The organism is Flavobacterium silvaticum, assembly GCF_012911565.1.
Taxonomy (GTDB): domain Bacteria; phylum Bacteroidota; class Bacteroidia; order Flavobacteriales; family Flavobacteriaceae; genus Flavobacterium; species Flavobacterium silvaticum.
Genome location: NZ_JAAMPU010000101.1, coordinates 69,663 through 92,517, shown reverse-complemented (window position 1 = coordinate 92,517; position 22,855 = coordinate 69,663). Strand labels below are relative to the sequence as shown.

Annotated in this window: 23 protein-coding genes; 7 read left to right on the top strand and 16 right to left on the bottom strand. The window is 45.6% G+C overall.

Going from position 1 to position 22,855, the window contains the following annotated elements; translation table 11 throughout:
* Window positions 1–3: 3 nt before the first annotated feature.
* The 5 genes from G6047_RS05725 to mraZ are packed head-to-tail and all read right to left on the bottom strand — an operon-like array spanning window position 4 to window position 5,167.
* Window positions 4–1,467, bottom strand: coding sequence for a UDP-N-acetylmuramoyl-L-alanyl-D-glutamate--2,6-diaminopimelate ligase (locus G6047_RS05725; RefSeq protein ID WP_169526525.1), 1,464 nt, complete (start codon window positions 1,465–1,467; stop codon window positions 4–6).
* Complete coding sequence (locus tag G6047_RS05720; protein ID WP_169526606.1) at window positions 1,464–3,479, bottom strand: penicillin-binding transpeptidase domain-containing protein; 2,016 nt, start codon at window positions 3,477–3,479, stop codon at window positions 1,464–1,466. The genes G6047_RS05725 and G6047_RS05720 overlap by 4 nt, the downstream gene beginning before the upstream one ends.
* A complete protein-coding gene (locus G6047_RS05715) occupies window positions 3,470–3,808 on the bottom strand; it encodes an FtsL-like putative cell division protein (RefSeq protein WP_169526524.1) in 339 nt (112 codons plus the stop codon). The genes G6047_RS05720 and G6047_RS05715 overlap by 10 nt, the downstream gene beginning before the upstream one ends.
* 2 nt (window positions 3,809–3,810) lie before the next feature.
* A complete protein-coding gene (gene rsmH / locus G6047_RS05710) occupies window positions 3,811–4,719 on the bottom strand; it encodes a 16S rRNA (cytosine(1402)-N(4))-methyltransferase RsmH (RefSeq protein WP_211165387.1) in 909 nt (302 codons plus the stop codon).
* Complete coding sequence (mraZ, locus tag G6047_RS05705) at window positions 4,694–5,167, bottom strand: division/cell wall cluster transcriptional repressor MraZ (protein ID WP_169526522.1); 474 nt, start codon at window positions 5,165–5,167, stop codon at window positions 4,694–4,696. Before mraZ ends, rsmH begins: the two co-directional genes overlap by 26 nt.
* Before the next feature lie 336 nt (window positions 5,168–5,503).
* Here mraZ and G6047_RS05700 point away from each other — a divergent pair, with 336 nt between their 5' ends.
* Together G6047_RS05700 and yihA are read left to right on the top strand one after the other, a co-directional pair.
* Entirely contained in the window at window positions 5,504–6,268 is a 765-nt protein-coding gene (locus G6047_RS05700; RefSeq protein ID WP_169526605.1) for an alpha/beta fold hydrolase, read from the top strand.
* Window positions 6,269–6,328: 60 nt separating this feature from the next.
* On the top strand, window positions 6,329–6,937 hold the full coding sequence (gene yihA, locus G6047_RS05695; protein WP_169526521.1) for a ribosome biogenesis GTP-binding protein YihA/YsxC: 609 nt from the start codon (window positions 6,329–6,331) through the stop codon (window positions 6,935–6,937).
* A gap of 41 nt (window positions 6,938–6,978) precedes the next feature.
* Here yihA and gldC read toward each other — a convergent pair whose 3' ends face one another.
* Both gldC and gldB read right to left on the bottom strand, forming a co-directional pair.
* The gene (gldC, locus tag G6047_RS05690; RefSeq protein WP_169526520.1) at window positions 6,979–7,320 is read right to left on the bottom strand and encodes a gliding motility protein GldC; all 342 of its coding nucleotides are present in this window, start codon (window positions 7,318–7,320) and stop codon (window positions 6,979–6,981) included.
* Window positions 7,313–8,281 (bottom strand): gliding motility lipoprotein GldB, encoded by a 969-nt coding sequence (gene gldB / locus G6047_RS05685; protein WP_169526519.1) that lies wholly within the window; start codon window positions 8,279–8,281, stop codon window positions 7,313–7,315. The genes gldC and gldB overlap by 8 nt, the downstream gene beginning before the upstream one ends.
* 61 nt (window positions 8,282–8,342) lie before the next feature.
* Here gldB and nadE point away from each other — a divergent pair, with 61 nt between their 5' ends.
* Together nadE and G6047_RS05675 are read left to right on the top strand one after the other, a co-directional pair.
* Window positions 8,343–9,155 carry an NAD(+) synthase gene (gene nadE, locus G6047_RS05680; protein WP_169526518.1) on the top strand — a complete coding sequence of 271 codons (813 nt, stop codon included), beginning with the start codon at window positions 8,343–8,345 and terminating at the stop codon, window positions 9,153–9,155.
* Window positions 9,156–9,237: 82 nt separating this feature from the next.
* The gene (locus tag G6047_RS05675; RefSeq protein ID WP_169526517.1) at window positions 9,238–9,867 is read left to right on the top strand and encodes a LuxR C-terminal-related transcriptional regulator; all 630 of its coding nucleotides are present in this window, start codon (window positions 9,238–9,240) and stop codon (window positions 9,865–9,867) included.
* On the opposite strand, the gene dnaG is transcribed toward G6047_RS05675, so the two are convergent.
* The 5 genes from dnaG to G6047_RS05650 all read right to left on the bottom strand — a co-directional run bounded on the left by dnaG (window position 9,864) and on the right by G6047_RS05650 (window position 15,480).
* Window positions 9,864–11,840, bottom strand: a complete 1,977-nt coding sequence (gene dnaG / locus G6047_RS05670; RefSeq protein ID WP_169526516.1) for a DNA primase — start codon at window positions 11,838–11,840, stop codon at window positions 9,864–9,866. The two genes, G6047_RS05675 and dnaG, sit on opposite strands and share 4 nt — an antisense overlap.
* A 226-nt stretch (window positions 11,841–12,066) precedes the next feature.
* The gene (locus tag G6047_RS05665) at window positions 12,067–13,110 is read right to left on the bottom strand and encodes an OmpH family outer membrane protein (RefSeq protein WP_169526515.1); all 1,044 of its coding nucleotides are present in this window, start codon (window positions 13,108–13,110) and stop codon (window positions 12,067–12,069) included.
* A gap of 33 nt (window positions 13,111–13,143) precedes the next feature.
* Window positions 13,144–13,827, bottom strand: coding sequence for a hypothetical protein (locus tag G6047_RS05660; protein ID WP_169526514.1), 684 nt, complete (start codon window positions 13,825–13,827; stop codon window positions 13,144–13,146).
* Window positions 13,814–14,374: an RNA polymerase sigma factor gene (locus tag G6047_RS05655; protein ID WP_169526513.1), complete on the bottom strand. Its 561-nt coding sequence runs from the start codon at window positions 14,372–14,374 to the stop codon at window positions 13,814–13,816. The genes G6047_RS05660 and G6047_RS05655 overlap by 14 nt, the downstream gene beginning before the upstream one ends.
* A gap of 128 nt (window positions 14,375–14,502) precedes the next feature.
* The gene (locus tag G6047_RS05650) at window positions 14,503–15,480 is read right to left on the bottom strand and encodes a polyprenyl synthetase family protein (protein WP_169526512.1); all 978 of its coding nucleotides are present in this window, start codon (window positions 15,478–15,480) and stop codon (window positions 14,503–14,505) included.
* Window positions 15,481–15,619: 139 nt separating this feature from the next.
* Here G6047_RS05650 and G6047_RS05645 point away from each other — a divergent pair, with 139 nt between their 5' ends.
* A complete protein-coding gene (locus tag G6047_RS05645; RefSeq protein WP_169526511.1) occupies window positions 15,620–16,450 on the top strand; it encodes a hypothetical protein in 831 nt (276 codons plus the stop codon).
* Window positions 16,451–16,500: 50 nt separating this feature from the next.
* On the opposite strand, the gene rlmN is transcribed toward G6047_RS05645, so the two are convergent.
* Entirely contained in the window at window positions 16,501–17,547 is a 1,047-nt protein-coding gene (gene rlmN, locus G6047_RS05640; RefSeq protein ID WP_169526510.1) for a 23S rRNA (adenine(2503)-C(2))-methyltransferase RlmN, read from the bottom strand.
* Between the two features lie 97 nt (window positions 17,548–17,644).
* Between rlmN and G6047_RS05635 the strand changes: the two genes are divergently transcribed.
* Both G6047_RS05635 and G6047_RS05630 read left to right on the top strand, forming a co-directional pair.
* Window positions 17,645–18,895, top strand: a complete 1,251-nt coding sequence (locus tag G6047_RS05635) for a T9SS type A sorting domain-containing protein (RefSeq protein ID WP_169526509.1) — start codon at window positions 17,645–17,647, stop codon at window positions 18,893–18,895.
* A 29-nt stretch (window positions 18,896–18,924) separates the two neighbouring features.
* Window positions 18,925–19,566: an O-methyltransferase gene (locus G6047_RS05630; RefSeq protein ID WP_169526508.1), complete on the top strand. Its 642-nt coding sequence runs from the start codon at window positions 18,925–18,927 to the stop codon at window positions 19,564–19,566.
* On the opposite strand, the gene G6047_RS05625 is transcribed toward G6047_RS05630, so the two are convergent.
* From G6047_RS05625 to G6047_RS05615, 3 genes are all read right to left on the bottom strand, one after another.
* Window positions 19,525–20,139 (bottom strand): phosphatase PAP2 family protein, encoded by a 615-nt coding sequence (locus tag G6047_RS05625; protein WP_169526507.1) that lies wholly within the window; start codon window positions 20,137–20,139, stop codon window positions 19,525–19,527. The two genes, G6047_RS05630 and G6047_RS05625, sit on opposite strands and share 42 nt — an antisense overlap.
* Window positions 20,139–20,462, bottom strand: a complete 324-nt coding sequence (locus G6047_RS05620) for a Sec-independent protein translocase subunit TatA/TatB (protein WP_169526506.1) — start codon at window positions 20,460–20,462, stop codon at window positions 20,139–20,141. The genes G6047_RS05625 and G6047_RS05620 overlap by 1 nt, the downstream gene beginning before the upstream one ends.
* Before the next feature lie 143 nt (window positions 20,463–20,605).
* The gene (locus tag G6047_RS05615; RefSeq protein ID WP_169526505.1) at window positions 20,606–22,831 is read right to left on the bottom strand and encodes a M1 family metallopeptidase; all 2,226 of its coding nucleotides are present in this window, start codon (window positions 22,829–22,831) and stop codon (window positions 20,606–20,608) included.
* Window positions 22,832–22,855 lie beyond the last annotated feature (24 nt).

The following is a 22,855-nucleotide window of genomic DNA, read 5'->3' as shown; positions in this document are numbered from 1 at the left end:
CGTTTATTTGTTTAATTGATCCAACAGTTCGCGCACGGTCGCCATGTCGTCAAAGTCATAGCGCACGCCTTTGATTTCCTGATAGGTTTCGTGTCCTTTTCCCGCAATCAGGATGATATCATTACCGGATGCGAGCTGACAGGCCGTTTTGATAGCTTGTTTCCGATCTGTAATCGCAATGGTCTTTTTGTAATTCTGGGGTTGTACACCGGCTTCCATTTCAGAAATGATTTCATCCGGGTCTTCGCTTCTCGGATTGTCCGACGTGAGGATGACTTTGTCGCTCAATGACGTCGCGATGTCAGCCATAATAGGACGTTTCGTTTTATCCCTATCGCCTCCGCAGCCAACCACAGTAATCAATTGTTCGTTTCTCGTGCGGATGTCGTTGATGGTTTTGAGCACGTTTTCCAAAGCATCGGGCGTATGTGCATAATCTACTATAGCCGTGATTTTTCTTTCGGATACAATGAATTGGAATCGTCCTGAAACGCTTTCGAGCTCACTCATCAACCGAAGCACCTCCAATTGCTCAAGGCCCAGATTGACCGCGGCCCCATAAATCGCCAGCAGGTTATACGCATTGAAAGTTCCGATCAGACGAACCCAAAGTTCATTGTCGTTGATCTTCAAAAGCAAACCTGACAATTGGTTTTCAAGGATAGTCGCCCTATAATCGGCATATGTCTTTAAAGCGTACGTCAGTTTTTTGGCACCCGTATTCTGTAACATCACAAGACCGTTCTTGTCATCTATGTTCGTCAATGCAAAAGCTGTCCGTGGTAAATTATCGAAGAACGATTTCTTGACATCGCGGTATTCGGCGAACGTGGCGTGATAATCCAGATGGTCGTGTGACAGGTTCGTGAAGATGCCGCCTGCGAAGTGCAAGCCTTCCGAACGTTTTTGATGAATACCGTGTGAAGACACTTCCATAAAGCAATAATCTACACCCGTATCGACCATTTCACGCAGATACCTATTTATGGTTAGTGAATCCGGAGTCGTATGCGTCGCTTTGTATTCAGTATCATCGACAAGGATTTTTACCGTCGACAACAATCCCGATTTGAAGCCCGCTTTTTTAAACAGCTGATACAGCAAAGAAGCAATCGTAGTTTTTCCATTTGTCCCGGTAATCCCTACAAGCTTGAGATCGTTTGACGGATTTCCATAAAAATTGGCCGCGATGTATGCCAGTGCCTTGTTTGTGTCTTTGACCTGGACGTAAGTGATTCCGCTCACGATGATTTCCGGAAACGTATCACAGATAATCGCAGTCGCGCCTTTGTTGATCGCTTTTTCTATAAAATCGTGACCGTCCGAAACCGTTCCGCGAATAGCAACGAAAACATCGTCTGCCTCAATCTTTCGCGAATCGAAATCAGGTTGACGCACTTCTATTTCTGTCGATCCTTTGACCGCTTCGATAGACACTTTGTATAATAAGTCCTTTAACTGTTTCATGAGGATAAGTCAAGGATGATGACATCGTCAGGCGAAATGGAGCGGCCTGCTTCAATCGATTGTTTTTTCACTTTTCCGGTACCTTTCACTTTTACTTTGAGGCCCATGTTTCCGAGCAGGGCAACGGCATCCATTCCGGTCATTCCTTTTAAGTTCGGAACCGTTCCGGGCTTTACCTTTTGGGTTTCTGCGTAATAATCGTTGAAATTCTGCTCCTGGATTTTGTTTTTGGAATCGATGTTTTTGATTGAATTCATCGACGGTGCGTCCGTATAGATTTTTTGGGCGATACGTTTGAAAACCGGTCCGGCGACATCGGCTCCGTAGTAATTGTTTTTCGAAGTATTTGGTTCGTGGACGACCACGATGCACGAATATTTAGGGTCGTTTGCAGGAAAATAGCCTACAAAAGATGATACGTAATGTTTTTCCGTTCCATCTTTTTTATTGTAGTTCGCTGCTGCGGTCCCCGTTTTTCCGGCCATCGGAAAATTCTTTGAATACAACTTCTTGGCGGTTCCGTTCTTCACGACATTCTCGAGACAGGCGCGCAGTTTTTTGGTGGTTTCGTCCGAACAGACTTTCGGGTTGATGACCTTTTTGTCGTATTTCTTGATAGTCCGGTTCCATTCCCTGATTTCCGAAACGAACTGAGGCTTCACCATTTCCCCATTGTTCGCCACGGCATTGTAAAAGGTCAGGGTTTGCAGAGGCGTAATCGAAACCCCGTAACCAAAAGCCATCCAAGGCATTGCGATGGCGCTCCAGTTGCGTCCGCCTTCCTGTGGAATGAATGGAACGCCTTCGCCTTCAAACGGCAATCCCAGTTTTTTATCGAGTCCGAAATGCTTCAAATGATTGACGAACTGCATCGGATCTTCCTTATAGGCATTGTAAACAGCCTGGACGAGAACGGTATTCGATGAAACTTCGAATCCGCGTCCGAGTGAAATCTTCCCGTAACCGCCTTCATGGGAATCGCGAACATGGCGGCCGCGAATGGTGAAATCGCCTCCACGACTGTCGTAAATATCGCTTGTATCTGCTTTTTTGTCTTCGAATAACGCCATCAAATCGGCGAGTTTGTAGGTCGAGCCCGGTTCGTGCGATTCAGAAACTGCGTAATTGACGCGTTCGTAATAGGTGCTGTCTTCCTTTTTATCGCGTCCAAGGTTAGCAATCGCCTTAATGTAACCGGTTTTGGTTTCCATTACGACGACGCAACCGTGATCTGCATTATATTCCTGCAATTGCTTTAGAAGTGCATGATGAGCGATATCCTGTATATAGACGTCGATTGTGGAAATGATGTCATAACCATCCTGCGGATCAACCTCATTCTGGTCGCGGATGGGTTTCCATTGTCCTTTTGCAATTTTTTGTTTGAGGACGCGACCGTCCTTTCCGTCGAGGTATTTTTTGTACGCGCCTTCGATTCCTTTGGCGTAATGCTTTCCATCGGGACGGATGATGTCATAACCGATAGTCCGTTTGGCAATCATCCCGATCGGATGCTCACGTATGGTATATTGCTCCACGATCAATCCACCTTTGAATGCACCTTTGCTGAATAACGGGAAGGTTTTTATACGGACATATTCGGTATAACTGAGATTTCTCGCGATAAGGTAAAACCGGTTTTTTGTTCCGCGGGCACGGCGCAATCCGGCATCGTAATAGGATGACGGTTTACCAAACATAAGCCCTAAAGAATCGGCCAAAGCAGAAACATTGGCATTGAAATCTTCAGATTTAGGCGCGACGGCATCGAACCGGATGTTGTAATTCGGGATTGAGGTAGCGAGCAAGCTTCCATCTGCGGAATACACATTGCCTTTATTTGCCGGAATGACAAAATTCTTGACTGTTCGCTCTTTTGCCAGCTGTCGGTAATGATCGCCTTCGACCCATTGGATATTGCACAATTTGACCACAATGCCAATCGCCATCAGGAAAATCCCGACGGCAACGAGGTAAATGCGGTACGATGTGTTTTTTTCTTCTACCATAATTTTGAAAAGAATCCTTTTTCCTCAGGCTTGCGGACTGTAATTTTTTGTGGCGGGACCGACGACGGGAATATTTTCCTGGCTTCCATGGTCTTTGAAACCGTCGATTCCATTTTGAGCTGCATCAGTTCCGATCTTCTGTCCACGAATTCAGACCGCAATTCCTTGACTTCACTCGTAAGTGCCACAATCTTGAATACCTTTTTGTCATACCATTGCGTGTTGGCGATCATGATGATGGCCAGGATGATCAAAAAAACGATGAAGCGCCAGTTACGTGTCGCATCTTCGTTGATCAGGTATCTCGCTTTCAGTATGCTGTATACGTTCATAGTCAGAGTTTTTCGGCGATTCTCAGTTTGGCGCTGCGGGCGCGGTTGTTCTCGCGGATTTCATCTTCGGTTGGAATAACGAGTTTGCCAACGGCCTGCATCGGAACAGAAAACCGTCCGAAGACGTCGCGCTCCGGTTCACCTTCAAACATTCCGTTCTTGATAAAGCGTTTGACAAGGCGGTCTTCGAGCGAATGATACGAGATCACGCTGAGCCTGCCGCCTTCGACAAGCACTTCAAGCGATTGCTGTAAAAAATCACGCAGCACATCCATCTCACGATTGACTTCGATCCGGATGGCCTGATAAATCTGGGCGAGTATTTTATTACTCTTATGGGCGGGCAAAAAGCGGTATAAAACAGTTTTTAGCTGAACCGTATCTTTGATTGGAGCCTGGATCCTGGCTTCGATGATGGTTCGGGAAAGTGCGGCTGCATTTTTCAATTCACCGTATTCTGAGAATACGTGGCGCAATTGGGCATCGTCATAGGTATTGACAACCTGATAGGCATCAAGCGAATCCGATTGGTTCATGCGCATATCCAAAGCACCTTCAAAACGGGTCGAAAATCCGCGCTCGGGAACATCGAATTGATGTGATGAAACACCTAAATCACCAAGGATTCCGTCTACCTGGCGCACACCGTGAAAGCGCAAAAAGCGTTTCATCAATCCGAAATTTTCATTGATGAGTGTGAACCGTGAATCGTCGATAGCATTTGCCAAGGCATCTTTATCCTGGTCAAATGCGTACAATTTTCCGTTCGGGCCAAGGCGTCGCAGGATTTCGCGCGAATGTCCGCCACCGCCAAAAGTCACATCAACGTAAGTTCCGTCAGGCTTTATATTGAGCCCGTCGACGCTTTCGTGAAGCAGCACCGGATTATGATATTCCATTATCGCCGTCATTTACATTTCCCATTACATCTTCGGCCAGGTCGGCAAAATCTATTTCACTGTTGTCGAGGGATTTCTCATAAAGATCCTTATCCCAGATTTCCACGATGTTGACTGCCGATGACAGCACCACATCTTTATCGATACTCGCAAACGACACTAAATCTTTAGCGATCAAAAGCCGTCCGAGGTTATCGATTTCGACCATTTTCACACCGGCTGTAAACCTGCGGATGAAGTCGTTGTTCTTTTTGACGAATCGGTTGAGCTTGTTGATTTTCTGCATCATGGCATTCCATTCGCTCATCGGATACAACTCCAAACAAGGCTGAAACACAGAACGTTTGAGCACAAAGCCATCCTGAAGCGCACCCGAAAGTTGCTTCTTCAGAGGCGCCGGGATCATCAACCGACCCTTTGCGTCTACTTTGCATTCATATGTTCCAACAATAGCTTCCAATTCCCACTAATACTAAGAATGTAGCAAAAATAAAAATTATTTACCACGATTTACCACTTCCTACCACTTTGTTGATAAGTTTAACCGATTCGTACTGAACGCGCAAGCTATCAGCACGTTTGGCCGCATAGGCATTGGAATGATTAGAAATGACTTTGGTGGGAGATAATTTTCAGGCAGATAGATTATAAAAACAAAATGAAAGAAGTTTCTGATTAACAACTTATTGAATATCCAATTCAGGCCTCGCTATAAGTTTCATCTCAAGTCGCTTAAAATTAATCCTGCCTGATGGTAAATTACCTATCTTTGCGCCATCTATTGCAACACAAATTCATGGAACAAGACCTGATTAAAGAAGGAAAATATAAGTATTCCGAATTTGGAGAAGGTACGCCGATTGTAGTTTTACACGGCTTGATGGGCGGCCTGAGTAATTTTAGCGGTGTCGCCGAATATTTCCCACTTCACGGATACAAGGTCGTGATGCCCGAATTACCACTTTATACCCAAAACATCCTAAAAACAAACGTCAAGGCTTTTGCGCGTTGGGTAAAGGATTTTATCACTTACAAAGGTTTCGATCGTGTAATCCTTTTAGGAAATTCATTGGGTGGCCATATTGCCTTGTACCACGCCAAGATGTATCCAGAGAAAATGTCTGGGTTGATCTTGACCGGAAGTTCAGGGCTTTACGAAAGCGCGATGGGAGATTCGTACCCAAGACGCGGCGACAAAGACTACATCCAGAAAAAAGCCGAAGAAGTTTTCTACGACCCAAAAATCGCGACCCCTGAACTCGTTGACGAAGTATATCAGGTAGCGAACGACCGACTTAAGCTGGTCAAGACACTGACAATCGCAAAAAGCGCCATCCGTCATAATATGGCGAAGGACTTACCTAAAATGCACATCCACACCTGCCTGATCTGGGGCGCGAACGACAAAGTGACACCGCCTGAAGTTGCAGAAGAATTCCATCAGCTATTGCCGAATTCAGATTTATATTGGATCGATAAATGCGGACACGCCGCCATGATGGAACATCCGGACGAATTCAACCGGTTGATGCACGAATGGCTTAAAAAGATGAAACTCTGAAAAAGTTCCGTCAGCCCCGACTTTCGGACTTTCCGGACTTTTCGGACTAATACAAACCTCATGAAAATCAACACAGCCGAATTTATCGTCAGCAACTCCGATGCATCGCTTTGTCCAAAGGAAATGCTCCCGGAATATGCGTTCATCGGACGATCCAACGTAGGTAAATCGTCGTTGATCAACATGATTACGAATCATAAAAAGCTGGCAAAGACATCTGCAAGACCTGGAAAAACACAGCTGATCAACCACTTCAAGATCAACAGCAACTGGTTTCTCGTCGATTTACCGGGTTATGGATTTGCAAAAGTTTCGAAATCGACCAAAGCGACCTTCCAGAAATTCATCACGGAATATTTTGAGAAACGTGAGCAATTGACGTGTGCTTTTATACTGATCGACATTCGGCTCGAAGCGCAAAAAATCGATTTGGAATTCATCAATTATTTAGGGACAATCGAAGTTCCGTTCTGTATCATCTTTACCAAAGCCGACAAAATCGGGAAGACAAAAATCGATGCGGCGGTTGCGGCTTACCGGAAAGCATTGCTTGCCAACAATTGGGAAGAGATGCCGCAACATTTCGTGACTTCATCAGAAACCGCGTTGGGCAAAGACGAACTGTTGCAGTTCATTGACGACGTGAACCACGAGGTTTTCAACTCTTGATTTTATCCTCGGGATTTCATCTGAAAACCTGAAAAATTATTTTAATTCGTCTTTTTCAATTCCATCTTTTCGGCGAAATAATCGCAAAAGTCACGCATGGAACCCGACATTTTTTCATCGTCGGTGGCACGCTCGAACGTATCGGCCATCGCTACTAGGGTCTGATGGAAGAATTTTTTCATTTCGTCTACCGGCATATCCTTGGTCCACAAATCGATGCGAAGCGTTTCCTGCTCCTTATGGTCCCAAAGGGCGAGCATCATGGCTTTTACCCGTTCGTTTACGATTCCCCCGTCCTGGGCGCTCCAATAGAGTTTGTCGGGAACGCGGTTTTCATCAAGGGCAACGGTGATTTTTATTTCGGAAGTAGTGGTCTTACTCATCTGATTTTTGTGGTTTGTAACGTGATTGCTCAAACAATTGCTTACTGTCGAGCAATAACAATTGCTGAAGGTTTGTTTTATTGTTTTCCATATATGACCGGACGATCTGCCAGCCAATGAATTCCCCTATCCTTCCCGGCGACTCATTGTCTATTTCCAAATAGAATTTTGAAAAAGGTGCCGGCATGAGGAATCGTTGGGCGAGTTTCTGGTCCGTGCTATACAGCAGGTTGTTTTCGAGGAAATTGCGCCAGATCTCATATTCGTTGGCCTTGCTCCAGGCGAGTTGTTCGGGTGAATAATTGATCTTGTCTTCGTCCGATGTTTCAGGCGTCAGTACATCTTTCATGTATAGTTCTTTCCCGGCACGTATCATCTGCGATAGAAAATCATTTTCTGCCGGCGGGATTTTGGTGTTGGCAAAAGCCGATACGACATCGGGCAGCAATTGTTTTTCGTCGAACCCGCGTCTCTGGTAATCGGGAAAATCGTTCACATAGAATTTATGGTCTTTGCCCAGATACAATTCAAGCGAAAGTATCAATGTATCTTGTGCATAGAAGACTTTATTGTTGTAATCCATCTGGCCTATGATGGTATAGGTGACCGGTGTTTTCGTCCTTGGGAAATAATATTTAAGGTGCTTGAACAAGTCTTCCAATTCAGATTCCTGTTTGGAGAAATTGCCGAATTTTTTCTCGACTTCCGTAAACACTTCCCGCCACAATGGATTCTGCATTTTATTGGTCCAGACCGAATCCGGTTCATTGCCACGGAAGAAAAACGGATATTCCATTTTCAGATCCTGAAGATCAGCTGGCTTGGCTTCATAGAAGTCTTTATCAAACCTGTGTACTTCCATTTTCACAGGGATTTCCTCTACTTCTTTCTCGACTTTCGATTTTTTGTCGCAGGATGCAACCGTAAGAATAATGAAGAATGGGATTAGCAGTTTTCTCATTTGTTAGTTAACTTTAGCGAAAAGTTTCCGGTGTGCAAATATACCGGTTTAATCACTGATTATGCGCCAAAACAAAAAAAGCAGCCTGCAGGTCGAAAAGACGGCGGCTTACATTTCAGAGTGGCTGAAAGATTACGCCAACAACGCAAAAGTATCAGGTTTTGTTGTCGGTGTTTCCGGCGGGATCGATTCCGCGGTGACATCAACCCTGTGTGCACTGACCGGAATGAAAACCATCTGTTTCGAACTTCCCATCCATCAGCCGTCAAACCATGTATCTCGTGCGCGGGAACATATCGACCAGCTTTCAAAAAGATTCCCGAATGTGTCACGCGGTATTACAGATTTGACTGAAACATTTGAAACCATCAAAGCTGCCTTTCCAAATGACGGAGATGAAGCTACCTTGCATCTTGCCTTAGCCAACACCCGCGCCAGATTGCGAATGACGACATTGTATTTCCACGCCGGCGTGAATCATTGCATCGTGGCAGGAACCGGAAATAAAGTGGAAGATTTCGGGGTCGGGTTTTATACCAAATACGGCGATGGTGGAGTCGATGTAAGCCCGATAGCAGATTTGATGAAGTCCGATGTCTATGCGTTGGGACAATATCTCGGAGTTCCCGACAGTATCTTGAATGCCGTGCCTTCAGACGGCTTGTTCCATGATGACCGCACTGACGAAGATCAGCTTGGTGCCTCCTACGACGAACTCGAATGGGCTATGGAACAGCTTGAGGCAGGGAAAACGCCAGACGATTTTGAAGGCCGCCAAAAAGAAGCATTCACCATATTCACAAGGCTGAACAGAGCGAATAAACATAAGATGGATCCTATACCGGTTTGCATGATTCCCACATCTTTGAGATAAATCGATGTAGAACGGTGGAACTTTGGCAAAAATTCCTACCTTTACTTATATACGCAATGCTAACTACTTAAATACCAGCATTATGATTAATGTTTGTTTGGCCGATAATTTTCCTGTAGTCCATTTTGGGGTAAGATCTTATTTTAAGGATCACCCGGATATCAATATAGTTTCCAACGTAGGTAACTTCTTTATGATACCGGAAGCACTCAAGAATAAACCAATCGATGTGTTGCTCATGGACCTCGAACTCGAGGGGCTAAACAGTATTTACGAAGTGAAGGCTATCATCAAGAACAATCCGAATACAAAGGTCATTATTTTCACGAGCCTGTCGGAACAGATTTATGCACCTAATGCCATCAAATCCGGTGTTTCGGGCTATGTGCATAAGTCATCCAAACTGGAACAACTGGGCGTTACGATCATGAAAGTGCATTCAGGGAATATCATGCTCAGCGATACGATCCGCAAAAACCTCGCGCTGATCGCCAAACAAAACAAAAGCGAACGTTTATACCGCAAATTATCGAACCGTGAAATCGAGGTGCTTCGTTATTTGAGCGACGGCAAGAAGAACAACGAGATTTCCAAAATACTCAACCTCAACGAGAAAACAGTCAGTACCTATAAACTCCGGTTACTTACCAAACTTAATGTGACGAACCTGGTCGATTTGGTCAATAAGGCCAAAACGTTGGATATTGTTTAATGATAACGCGACATCACGCGGCCGAGTTTATTTGAAAACGAATTGATCAACTGACCGTAATCCATAGCAGCAGAAAGCGTTTCAGAATTATCAGCATCGGGCTCACTGCTGAGTTCGCCTTTTAAAGACTGGATAATCGCATCTACCAGATACCAACGCATGGTAAGGATTGTTTCCGTTACATATTGACCGACGCTTTGGTCTTTTAATTTGACGATAATCTGCTGTGATTCCCAATTATGTAGCGCCTCGCGTTCTTCGTTCATGAGAATGTCCGATATGACCGGTTGGAATTCCTGAGGCAATTGAATCATATACTTATCCAATTCAAAACCTTCTTCAGACTGGAAATTCTCCATCAAGTTCGAATAAATGTCACGGAAAACCGGATTGGCCAATTCTGTTTCATCTTCCTGCAGACTGAGGAAAATCCTATTATACACGGGAACTTCCTTTTTTTCTGAAACCAGTTCCAATTCACCTTCGGCATTGGCCTTGTAAAAGCTGTCTTCGAATTCCTCCACGCGGGTTCCGTACAAAAGCAATATCGAAATCAACCGTCTTTCAAGTTCGTCAAGCACATTGATGCTGACCTGTCCCGATTCTTCGTTTCGGACAACCTCAAAAGCCTTTTTCTCCTCACGCAGTTTCGCATCAGCGTCCTTGACTTCCTTTTGCATGATCTGGGCGAGCGAACTCACCAAGACCTGTTCAGAAATATCCATGATCCGTGAACATTCCTGAATGTAGATCTCACGTTGGATCCTGTCTGGGATTTTAGAAATACTAACGACCATATCACGGATCAAACCAGCTTTTTTAACCGGATCGTTAGCCGCTTCGTCCATCAAAAGCGATGCTTTGAAGCGGATAAAATCGACGGCATTCTTTTCAAGGAAAGCCACCAATTCTTCGTGAGGCGTCTTTTTGGCGAAACTATCCGGATCTTCTCCGTCTGGGAACGTACAGACCTTGACGTTCATGCCTTGTTCAAGTATCAGGTCGATTCCGCGGACAGAAGCCCGTAAACCGGCGGCATCACCGTCAAACAGCACTGTGATATTTTTTGTAAGCCGATTGATAAGCCTAATCTGGTCCGGAGTCAAAGCCGTTCCTGACGATGCGACCACGTTTTCAATCCCGGCTTGCTGGAACTGGATCACATCTGTATAGCCTTCGACGAGATAGCAATTATCGAGTTTCGCAATGGCCTGTTTCGCCTGGAATATTCCGTACAGGACTTTGCTTTTGTGGTAGATTTCGCTCTCTGGTGAATTGAGGTATTTGGCTACTTTTTTTTCGTTCGTCAGAATACGTCCGCCAAAACCGAGGACTCGCCCCGAAAGCCCATGTATCGGGAACATGACTCGACCGCGGAACCTGTCTGCCATACGCCCGTCTTCGCGAACGATGGTCAAACCTGTTCCTTCTAAGAATTCGAGCTGATAGCCTTTACCGAGTGCTTCTTTTGAAAACGCTTCCCAGCCTTCAGGCGAATAACCGAGCCCGAACTTCTTGATGGTTTCCATCGTAAAGCCACGTTCTTTGAAATAACTGAGGCCTATCGCCTGGCCTTCATCTGTGCGTAACAACGTATCGTGAAACCACTTTTGGGCGAATTCAGAAACCAGGAACAGGCTCTCGCGGGCGTCGATAGCTGCCTTTTCCTCATCGGTCTTTTCGGTTTCCTCAAGTTCGATGTTGTATTTTTTGGCGAGATAACGAATGGCTTCGGGATAACTCAACTTTTCGTGTTCCATAAGGAAAGCAACGGCATTGCCACCTTTTCCCGACGAGAAATCTTTCCAGATTTGCTTTACGGGTGACACCATGAACGAAGGCGAACGCTCATCTGTAAACGGACTCAATCCTTTGAGGTTGGAACCCGAACGTTTGAGCTGGACGAAATCGCCGATGACCTCCTCGACGCGGGCGGTTTCAAAAACGGTATCGATGGATGCTTTTGAGATCATGATTTGCGAAGATACAAAGGTAACTTTTTCAACCGATGCTTCTGAACGACAATTCGGCTTTCAACTTTGACCGACAAATTCATCTTCAGGAATCATTTTGTCGGCAGTGTGCGACTAATGGTGTGCGACAAAAAAAATCGTCGCAGAAATTTTGTCGGTGAATCCAAAGAAAAAAAAAAACGCCTCCGTTTCCGGAAGCGCTTCAAGGTAACTACTCAAATAAAATTTAATTCCAGTCAAAACGGACACCGAAAGAAATGTTGTTCTGATCTATGGCATTGTCCGTAAAGAACGGTTGCAGGTCATATTTGGCGAACAGCGATACATCTCCATACCCCACGTAGGCGCTTAATCCGTAGACAAAATCGTTGACATTGAAATCGCCTTTTTCCTTGCTTTTGACCGTATTGCCTGCCTCGTTGTCGTATTTGGTGAACTGGCGGTTTCCAAGGTTCGCCCCTGCATAGCCGCCCAACCCGACGCGGAACGAATCGTGCGTCTTGAAAATCTTTTTATCGCCATCCATTTTAGGTTTGGTAAAATCGAATTCCAAATGAACCGGAACCACCATGTTTATCGCTTTGAAACGCGTGTCGCGCATGCCAATTCCGGGATTGACCAGATTGGTCTGGTTTCCGTCGACCTCAAAGACACGTTTGTTGGTAGACCTCAGATTGTTGAGCTGGACGGACAATCCGTAGGTAAGGTGGACCAGGTTGTGGTTTTTGGCCAACCGGGTATTCAAGGTAAAACCATATTCATAATAATGTGAACCCCAAATGCGGTAATCGGAATGAGCCAAAGCGCCATCGGTGAGCAAATTATTGAGCCCGAAAGCAAAAACAGCCTGTGATGTGGTGCGTGACTCGGAATGTGGAATCGTATCCTTTTTCTTGTTGTTATTGTTGTACGAAATCTTAAAGCCGCCTTTTTCGGCCACTACTTCAGACGCGACCTGACCGTCAACTTTTTCCTGTACCAGCTTGCGCAATTCATCCTGGGCTGCAGCCGTGCGACGTTCGATATTGTTGGCGCGGAATTGGGCGAAGTCAATTTTTTGCTGATCGGCCTGTTCCGGGCTTATGGTTCCTTTTTCAAGGTTTTCGTTGACGCGGTCGACTTCGCCTTTGAGTGCGTCTTTCTCCTCTTTGGTGATCTGTTCGATCTTGTCTGCTATGATGCGGGCTTTGGCTTCAAAGGTTTCCTGGGCGACTATTTTGCTTGTGAAAAGGCATAGCAAAGCCGCAACGTAAAAAATAACGTTCTTCATGATTTTAAGGATTTAATGATTGGTGTTGATTGATTAATGACTCTCTTCGAGGTTCCTGTTCTCGACGGCAACCTTTACATTCTGGACCGTCCGGAGGAAACGCTGGCGTGTAGTAAGTTCCTCCTGTTTATCTACGTTCTCGAGCAGGCTGCGGGCATCCACTTTCACGACAGATGTCTTTTGGGCTTCGGTTTTGGATTTGATCGCGGCCAGAAGTGATTCGGGAATTCCGGAATTATTGTTGTTCACCGTCTTTTCTACAGGCGCTGTGATTTCACGTTGAACCGGTGCTTCTGGCTTTTCCGGATTTTGGATCACGGCAAGCATTTCCTTTTGATGACGCGGTTGCAAATGAACTCTTTTATTTTGCGAAGGTTGGTTTTTGGTTTCAGACGGAACCGTTTCCGCAACCTGGATTGCAGGCGTATCCATTGAATCCGATGCTTTCCCATCCGGAACCGATTCTGTTTTGGCTACTGCAGACGATCCGCCATCAATAGTTTGGACGGCATTCCCTTTCGGAAAAAACAAACTGGCAAACAAAGCAATTCCAACAACTGCTGCGGCTACAAAGAACCAATACTTACGACGCGGTCTCTTTTGCGCTTCGGCTGTAGCCAACATGGCATCCAATCTGTCCCAGGCCGCAGCACTTGGGTTTATTTCGCGGGTGGAAAGCTTTTCGCTGAACTCCCTTTCTAATTTATTCCGTCCCATAAATATAATTTTTTTGTTTCTCCAGGTTATCCTGGAGCATTTTCCTGGCGTGTGACAATTGTGATCTCGATGTGCCTTCATTGATTCCAAGCATGTCGGCAATTTCCTTATGCTTGTAACCTTCTATGGCGTAGAGGTTGAAAATCATTCGATACCCTTCGGGCAATTCGTCTATGAGTGATTGGATATCGTCTACACTCAAGCCGCTTTCGATATTGTTGAACGATTCTTCCGGATGATAGCTGTCTTCAAGGAAACTCACTTTCTTTTGGGCCCGAAGCCACGAAATGCTCTCATTGACCATGATCCGCCGGATCCATCCTTCAAAACTTCCCTTGTTCTCGAAATTCCCGAGGTTGGAAAACACTTTCATGAACGCAGTGATCATTACATCTTCGGCGTGGTGGATGTCTTTGGTGTACTGACGGCACACCGAAAGCATCTTAGGCGCAAATTTCGAATAGATTTTCTGTTGGGCGTGGCGGTTGTTGCGGCACGCTTCGGCTATCGTTTCGTTTAAATCCTGATGTAGTGAAATGACTTTCAAAACCGGTTATTAAGTATTTTCAAAAGCATAGACGCAGGCTTTTGGATTTTCGTTGTAGCAAAGTGCAAAAAAGGAAGAAAATAATTTTTAATCAATTATTTTACAGAAACTTACAGAGATGAAAATAATTATTTTTTTCTTTCGATGACGTAGTTGACCATAAGTTCGAGAGCCGATTTGTATTCAGATTCCGGGAAGCTTTTAAGGCATTCCAGTGCCTTTATGCGGAATTCTTCCATCTTGTTCTCGGCATATTCCAAACCGCGGTTGTTCTTTACAAAAGCGATTACTTCTTTGACACGCTTCTTATCCTTATTGTGGTTTTTGATGGAATTGATGACCCAATCCTTATCTTTTTTGGAAACGGAATTCAACACATGAATCAGCGGCAATGTCATTTTTTGTTCCTTGATGTCGATTCCGGTTGGTTTACCGATGACTTCATCCGTATAATCAAAAAGGTCGTCCTTGATCTGGAACGCCATTCCGATGAGTTCACCAAAATTGCGCATGTTTTCCACGACCGATGCATCTTCTGAAACAGATCTGGCTCCAAGTGCACAACACGAAGCAATCAACGTTGCGGTCTTTTTTCGAATGATGTCGTAATACACATCTTCTGTAATATCAAGCCGTCGTGCTTTTTCAATCTGCAATAATTCCCCTTCGCTCATTTCACGCACGGCAACGGAAATAATCTGAAGCAGGTCGAAATCACCGTTGTCAATAGAAAGCAATAATCCTTTCGACAACAGGTAATCGCCAACAAGAACAGCGATTTTATTTTTCCAAAGCGCGTTGATGGAAAAGAACCCGCGTCTTTGGTTACTGTCGTCGACCACATCATCGTGGACCAAAGTAGCCGTATGGATGAGTTCGATTACAGATGCGCCGCGATACGTTCGTTCGTTCACTCCCGAGTCTGAAACCATTTTGGCGACAAGGAAAACAAACATCGGCCGCATCTGTTTGCCCTTTCGGTTTACGATATAGTACGTAATGCGGTTGAGCAGCGCCACATGAGACGTCATGGACTGATAGAACTTCTTTTCGAAGAGTTCCATTTCGGCCTGAATCGGCTGCTTGATTTGCGCTGTGATGTTCATTGAAGCCCAAAGATAACAGTAACCTCACTATTTTTTTTATACCATTGTAAACCTTTTGTTAAAGTGTTCATCTATTGCCCGCTCGGGCCACAGGTAAAACCCAAAAGCGACCCGAAATAACATCTAAAACCTCAGCCTTATGAAAAGAAAATTGCTAATTGCCCTGATCGCACTCGGACTATTCGCGACAGGTTGTAACCGGGACGATGAAGACCGGTTCAATTCAGAAGATGCACGTGTCAATGCCGAAATGGACGGAATAAGCGACGACATCAGTACCATTGCGGAAGATCAATATCGCGTCCAGCTCGCGGCAACCGGACGTTCGGCAGCCGGAGCTTTCCAGAGCATCCTTCCCAATTGCGCCACCGTTTCAACAACATTTACAGCCACTTCCTGGACTTCGGTCATTACGTTTGGGGAAGGTTGTACACTGAACAACGGCAGTTCGGTTTCAGGTACGATCACAGTGACCGGAAGCACCGATTTCAGTTCCGAACCTTATGTAATCGATTACACGCTGACAGATTTCTATCACAACGACCGACTTGTAGAAGGCAACCGCAACCTAAGTTTCACCAACCAAAGCACAACGGCCCAACCTGAATCGCATACCGTGGCCGATATCGACTTTAATTATGTAGTCACCTACCCGAATGGGAATGTCTACACCAGAAACGGCCACCGCGTGCGCGAATTGATTGCCGGTTACGACACACCCTACTGGCTTGACAATGTGTACCTGGTTTCCGGAAGCTGGACAACGACTTTCCCATCAGGCACGCAAACATCCACAGTAGGCACACCACTTCGGTTTGAAATGACATGTCCGCACATCGTAAGCGGAACGCTGAATATAACCCGTGGGGAAAATTCCGCCGTACTTGATTACGGAAACGGACAGTGCGATGCCAATGCAACACTCTCGATAAACGGAGGTTCGGCAATCGCAATCACTCTGGGATATTGATACTTTTTTGATCTATGCCTGAAGACGTTCCGGGAAACCGGGGCGTTTTTTTATGCCTCTTCCTTATTGGCAAGCTGGCCACACGCTGCATCGATATCTTTTCCGCGGCTACGGCGCACTTTGGCTACGATATCATTGTTTTCGAGTGCTTTGATGTAGGCATCTATGGCGGCATCGTCGGCTTGCTGGAATTCATCGTCACCTATGGCGTTGTATTCGATCAGGTTGACCTTGCAAGGCACGTATTTGCAGAATTTCACCAACGCATCGATTGACTTTTTATCGTCGTTGATTCCTTTCCAGACCACATATTCGTAGGTAACACGGCTTTTGGTTTTCTGATACCAGTATTGCAGCGCGTCACGCAGATCCGTCAACGGGAAATTCTTGCTGAAAGGCATAATTCTATTCCGGGTTTCTTCAACAGCCGAATGGAGTGACACGGCCAGTTTGAATCTGACGCCATCGTCAGCCATTTTGCGGATCATTTTCGGAATGCCCGAAGTGGAAACCGTAATGCGTTTTGGCGACATTCCCAAACCTTCTTCCGAAGTGATTTTTTCTATCGCAGACAATACATTGTTGTAATTCATCAACGGTTCGCCCATTCCCATAAAAACAATGTTCGACAACGGACGGTCGTGATACAGGCGGCTTTCTTTATCGATCGCGGCAACCTGGTCGAAGATTTCATCCGGATTCAGGTTTCGCATACGCTTGAGTTGGGCCGTCGCACAAAAATTACAATCGAGGCTACAACCTACTTGAGAAGATACACAAGCGGTCGTCCGGGTTTCGGTCGGGATCAATACACTTTCTACGAGCAAACCATCGTGAAGCCGAACCGCATTCTTTACGGTTCCGTCTTCGCTTTGCTGCATCTTATCGACCTTGATAAAATTGATGACGAAATTTTTCTCGAGAAGCTCGCGTGTCGATTTCGACAAGTTGGTCATATCTTCGAACTTGTGGGCGCTCTTGCCCCAAAGCCATTCATAGACCTGGTTTCCACGGAAAGACTTGTCGCCCTGGGAAACAAAAAAATCCCGGAGCTGGTCTTTTGAAAGTGCGCGAATGTCCTTCTTTTCCAATTGCATCGGGCAAAGGTACGTTAAAATGGCTTTTTTGAAAAATACCGACTAAACCATTGAAGGCTATATCAGTCAGGGAAACCGTCACCTCTAAAAAAACAGCATGAAATATCTTTGGCTCTTTCTTCTCGCACCTGTTATTTCAGTTGCACAATTCCAAGGCCCGGTTCCAGCCATTTCTTCAGGTTATGGAGCCGACGGGAATCATCCCGTAAGCCACATCGACATCACAAACGATCATTGGGATGCCAATCATCCGATTTCTGTTTTCTATCCGTCAGATTACACCTCAGCCGTACCGACTATTTTCTATTCGCACGGTTATGCTTCCACCGACACCTTGTATCATATCGAAAACATCCGCCATCTTGTAACCCGCGGATACGCCGTAGTTTTTGTCCCGTATAAAACGGTCGGCGTCGATATTCCGGAACGCTACAATACACTGTTCGACGGATTTGAAAAAGCGGCCCAGCTTCATCCGGAATTCATTGATACGAGCCGCGTCGGTTTCTTTGGACAATCGTTCGGAGGTGGTGCTACGCCTCGCCTCGCCTATCGCGCGTTTACCGAAAACAATTGGGGAAGCAACGGCAAATTCATTTACTGTTCGGCACCTTGGTATTCGTATGAGTTGGGTTCGGATAATTTGCCGCAATATCCTGTCGATTGCAATATGCTGACGGTTTTGTACGATGACGACACCACAAACGACCACCGTATGGGCATGGATATTTTCAACCACATTGCCATTCCGGCATCGCATAAAGATTGCCTGATTGTGCATTCGATTACGGTCGACGGATACGATTATGTGGCCGATCATACGCTTCCGGCACAATACAGTGACAGCGGTGAATTCGATGCGCTTGATTCTTATGTGACGTTCCGGCTCATGGATGCGCTCGCCGATTATTCGTTCACCGGAAATACGACGGCCCAGCAAATGGCATTGGGCAACGGAAGCACGGCACAAATCAATATGGAAAGTTTGGGGAATCTGACCTGGACAGATGCACCGTCGCCAACGCATTTGCAAAGCACGTATGAATTTCCGTGTTCGGCCGATGTGAACGAAAGAGGTGAATTCTGCCAGGAAATCTTATCGGTCGCCCAAAACCAGGTTGAAAAGATACTGGTGTATCCGAATCCGGCTTCCAATGTGTTGTCGATCCAAAATCTGCCGCAGGGAAATCCCGAAATCCGCATCGTCAATAATCTTGGTCAAGTCCTCAAAACCGAACGAAATGCCACTTCGATCGATGTATCTGATTTGAAAATGGGTTCATATTTTCTGCAGATCAATTTCGATAATCAAAAAACATCGGTACCATTTATAAAATCATCGCGCTGATTCCTGTTATTTTTGCATAAAAAGGTATCATGCATTTCATTTCCGAAGCACTCGAAAGCTATTCTGAAAACCATTCGCAACCCGAACCGGAATTGCTGGCAAAACTGAATCGCGAAACACACCAGAAGATTTTACAGCCCCGAATGCTCAGCGGACATTTGCAGGGACGTGTTTTGAGTATGATTTCGAAAATTTCAAAACCGAAAAATATCCTTGAAATCGGGACGTATACCGGTTATGCAACACTTTGCCTTGCCGAAGGTCTGGCTACGGACGGAAGCATCGACACCATTGACAACAACGAGGAATTGTTCGACTTCCAGCGTAAGTATTTCGATTTGTCCGAACACGGAAACCAGATTATACAACACCTTGGGAATGCGCTTGAAATCATTCCGATGATCGATAAAAAATACGATTTGGTTTTTATAGATGCCGACAAGGAAAACTATTCGAATTATTTCGACCTCATCGTTCCCAAAATGAACAAAGGCGGACTGATTCTTTCAGATAACGTACTATGGAGCGGAAAAATCCTTGAACCCGTAAAGCCAAACGATAAAAGCACCATCGCGCTTCTCGCCTACAACGAAAAAATAAATTCAGATGCCCGTGTGGAAACGGTCTTGTTACCCATTCGTGACGGGCTCACTGTTAGTCGGGTGGTCTAGGTTTTCTTTTTGGTCCGGAAAAAACCGGTTGCGCAGATAGGCGTAAAGACGAAGCAACAGCCAGCCGGTAAAAATCCCATACGCGTACCCACAAAGAATATCTAGCGGATAATGCAACCCGAGGTAAATGCGGCTATAAGCAAATATAAGCGGCCACAGGAAAAAGAAACCCAAATACTTTATATACGGTTTCATCACGTGGTACACAAAAAACGCAACCGCCATGGAGTTGGACGCGTGTCCGGAAATAAAGCTGAACGATTTACGTGTCTGTACAATCCGCATGAGCTTTGCGAGCTCAGGATTATTTCCGGGCCGTAATCGCTGGACCGTATATTTGAAAAGATTGGTGGTTTGGTCTGTCAGCAATAACAATAAGGCGATACAGACGATAATCAGCACGGCGTGTCTCCATCCGAGCCTTTTGAAAGTCAGGTATAGGATAATGGCAAAAATCGGGATCCAACTCGTGAATTTCGTGATGAGTAACCACAACGGATCAAAAGTTTCGGAGCCGAGGTTATTCAGCCACAAAAAAACTTCGCGATCTATTTCAAGCAGCTTTTCGAGCATTATCTCTGGCGTTGGATTGGACCTGACGTAATATCTTCAATATCCTGACGGGACTGTTCCAAAGATTCCGAGTGTCCACCGATATTTTCTTTCGCCTTCTCGATTTCGCGGTTGATACTTCCTTTTATATCCAAAAGCGATTTATCGAGACCGTTGGCTTCGGCCCCTTTCTGGATTTCAGATTTGATATCGTTGGTGGCATCTTTCAATTGACGCATTCCCTTACCGAGCGCCCTTGCCATTTCAGGGATTTTATCTGACCCGAATAGCATCAGTGCTATAAAGATGATGAAGATCATTTCTCCTCCGCCGATTCCGAACATAAGTAGTAAAATTAATTTTCCAAAGTTACGAAGTTGCCTGCCGTCGCGGTTTGGATGTTAACAAATTATTCGATGAATGTGTTACGCAAAAAGCTGTTACTCAAAATCGCGTAACAGGAAATCGCGTAACAACATTTTTTTCATTAATCGAATTTAGATTTTTGTGCAGAAGACGGCCATTGGTTATTCGACGTATCGATGTCGGCTGTCTCCAATTTCGGGTCGAGCTCGATTTTCTTGATTTTCTTGTTTACGGCAAAAACACGGCTCACGGTTTCATCGTTCTTTCTCCAGATCTGGGCAGGGAATGTCTGTGTTTCGACAGAATCATCTTCGTAGGTAATCGCGACGATGATTGGCATGACCAAACCTCCGGGCTTCACGAAATCGACCTGATAGAAATATTTAGGGTCGCTGAGTTTCTGGCGTTCTGCCTCGGTAAAGTTCGCTTTGACGTATTCATCGAGCGTACTGACCTGTGAAATCGCAAATGGTTTTTTATCAGATTCAGGAAGATCCGAATCAGCGGTAAGATACACGAGCGGGCCTGACATCTGGCGGCGATTCCGGCGATTCACTTCCGGCGCTTTGTAACCTGCCGGTGCTTTGTCGCTGACGAAATACTGTTTTACTTCCTTGATCCCGATGTCACAGAAATCTGTCGTATAAAACCAACCGCGGAAAAACCAGTCCAAATCTGTCGCAGACGCATCTTCCATCGTCCGGAAAAAATCGTCGGGCGTGGGATGTTTGAATTTCCAACGGTTCGCATACATCTTGAACGAATAATCGAAAAGCTCATGGCCCATGATGGTTTCGCGAAGCATCATCAAGCCAGTTGCCGGTTTTCCGTACGCATTATTGCCGAATTGCTTGATGCTTTCCGAATTGGACATAATTGGTTCAAGCCCGGATTGCGCACCGCTCATATACGGAACCACTAATTTCGGCAAACCTCTGTCAAGCGGGAAGTTCGGGTCGAATTCGAGTTCGGCCAACGTTTCCAAAAAGGTATTGAGGCCTTCATCCATCCACGTCCATTGGCGCTCGTCCGAATTGACGATCATCGGGAAAAAGTTATGCCCTACTTCATGGATGATGACACCGAGCATTCCGTATTTGGTCCTGTCGCTGTATTTCCCGCCTTCATCGGGACGACCGAAATTCCAGCAGATCATTGGGTATTCCATTCCCTGGTCCTGGGCGTTGACAGATATGGCCTTTGGATACGGATAATCGAACGTCTTTGCGGAATACGATTTCAACGTGTGGGCAACCGCTCTCGTAGAATACTCTTCCCACATCGGGTTTCCTTCTTTCGGATAGAGCGAAACCGCCATCACGTCTTTGCCGCCAAGTTTTACGGCCATGGCATCTGAAATGAATTTTCTTGAAGTCGAAATCCCAAAATCACGTACGTTTTCTGCTTTGAATTTCCAGGTTTTTTTCTTGTCGGAAAACCCTTTTTCATTTTTTTCGGCTTCAGCCTGGGTGATGATGACGACAGGTTTATCGTATGATTTTGTCGCCTGCTCGTATCGTTTGATTTGTTCGGGTGTGTAGACTTCATTCCGGTTCTGCAACACTCCGGTCGCATCGAGGAAATGATCGGCCGGAACGGTAATATCGACTTCGAAATTACCGAACGGCAACGCGAATTCTCCCGAACCCCAGAACTGCATGTTCTGCCAGCCTTCCACATCGTTGTAAACGGCCATCCGCGGATAGAACTGCGCGAGGACGTATAATCTGTTACCGTCTTTTGGGAAATATTCGTAACCCGAACGGCCGCCGTCTTTCATATAATTATTGATGTTGTACCACCATTTGACCGAAAACGAAATGGTTTCGCCACCTTTCAAAGGCTGGGGCAGATTGATACGCATCATGGTTTGGTTGATGGTGTACGACAATGGTTTTCCTGTGGCATCTTTAACCGATTCGATCTTGAAACCTCCATCGAATTTCTCTTCAAGGTATTGACGTGAAAAACCGGAAGCGCCCATGGCCGGAGTAAGACCATTACTTTCAGCCAATGGACTCAGCGAAGTACGCGACTGTTGGTTCTGGTCGAGCTGCATCCATAAATATTCAAGCGGTTCCTTGGCGTTGTTATGATACGTGATAGTCTCTGTTCCGGAGAGTTTTGCATTTTTATCGTCAAGCTCCACGCTCATTTTGTAATCGGCCTGCTGCTGGTAATATTCCGGGCCCGGTGCACCTGAAGCCGTGCGGTACATATTCGGCGTAGCGAGCAAATCATACATCTGGCGGAATTTGTTGACATCTGGATGTCCCTGTTCCTTTGGCTTTTCCTGTGCAAAACAAGGAATTACGACCAGGCTAAGGAGTGCAAAGATTTTCTTCATAAAAGGTAAAAATGCTAAAATAAG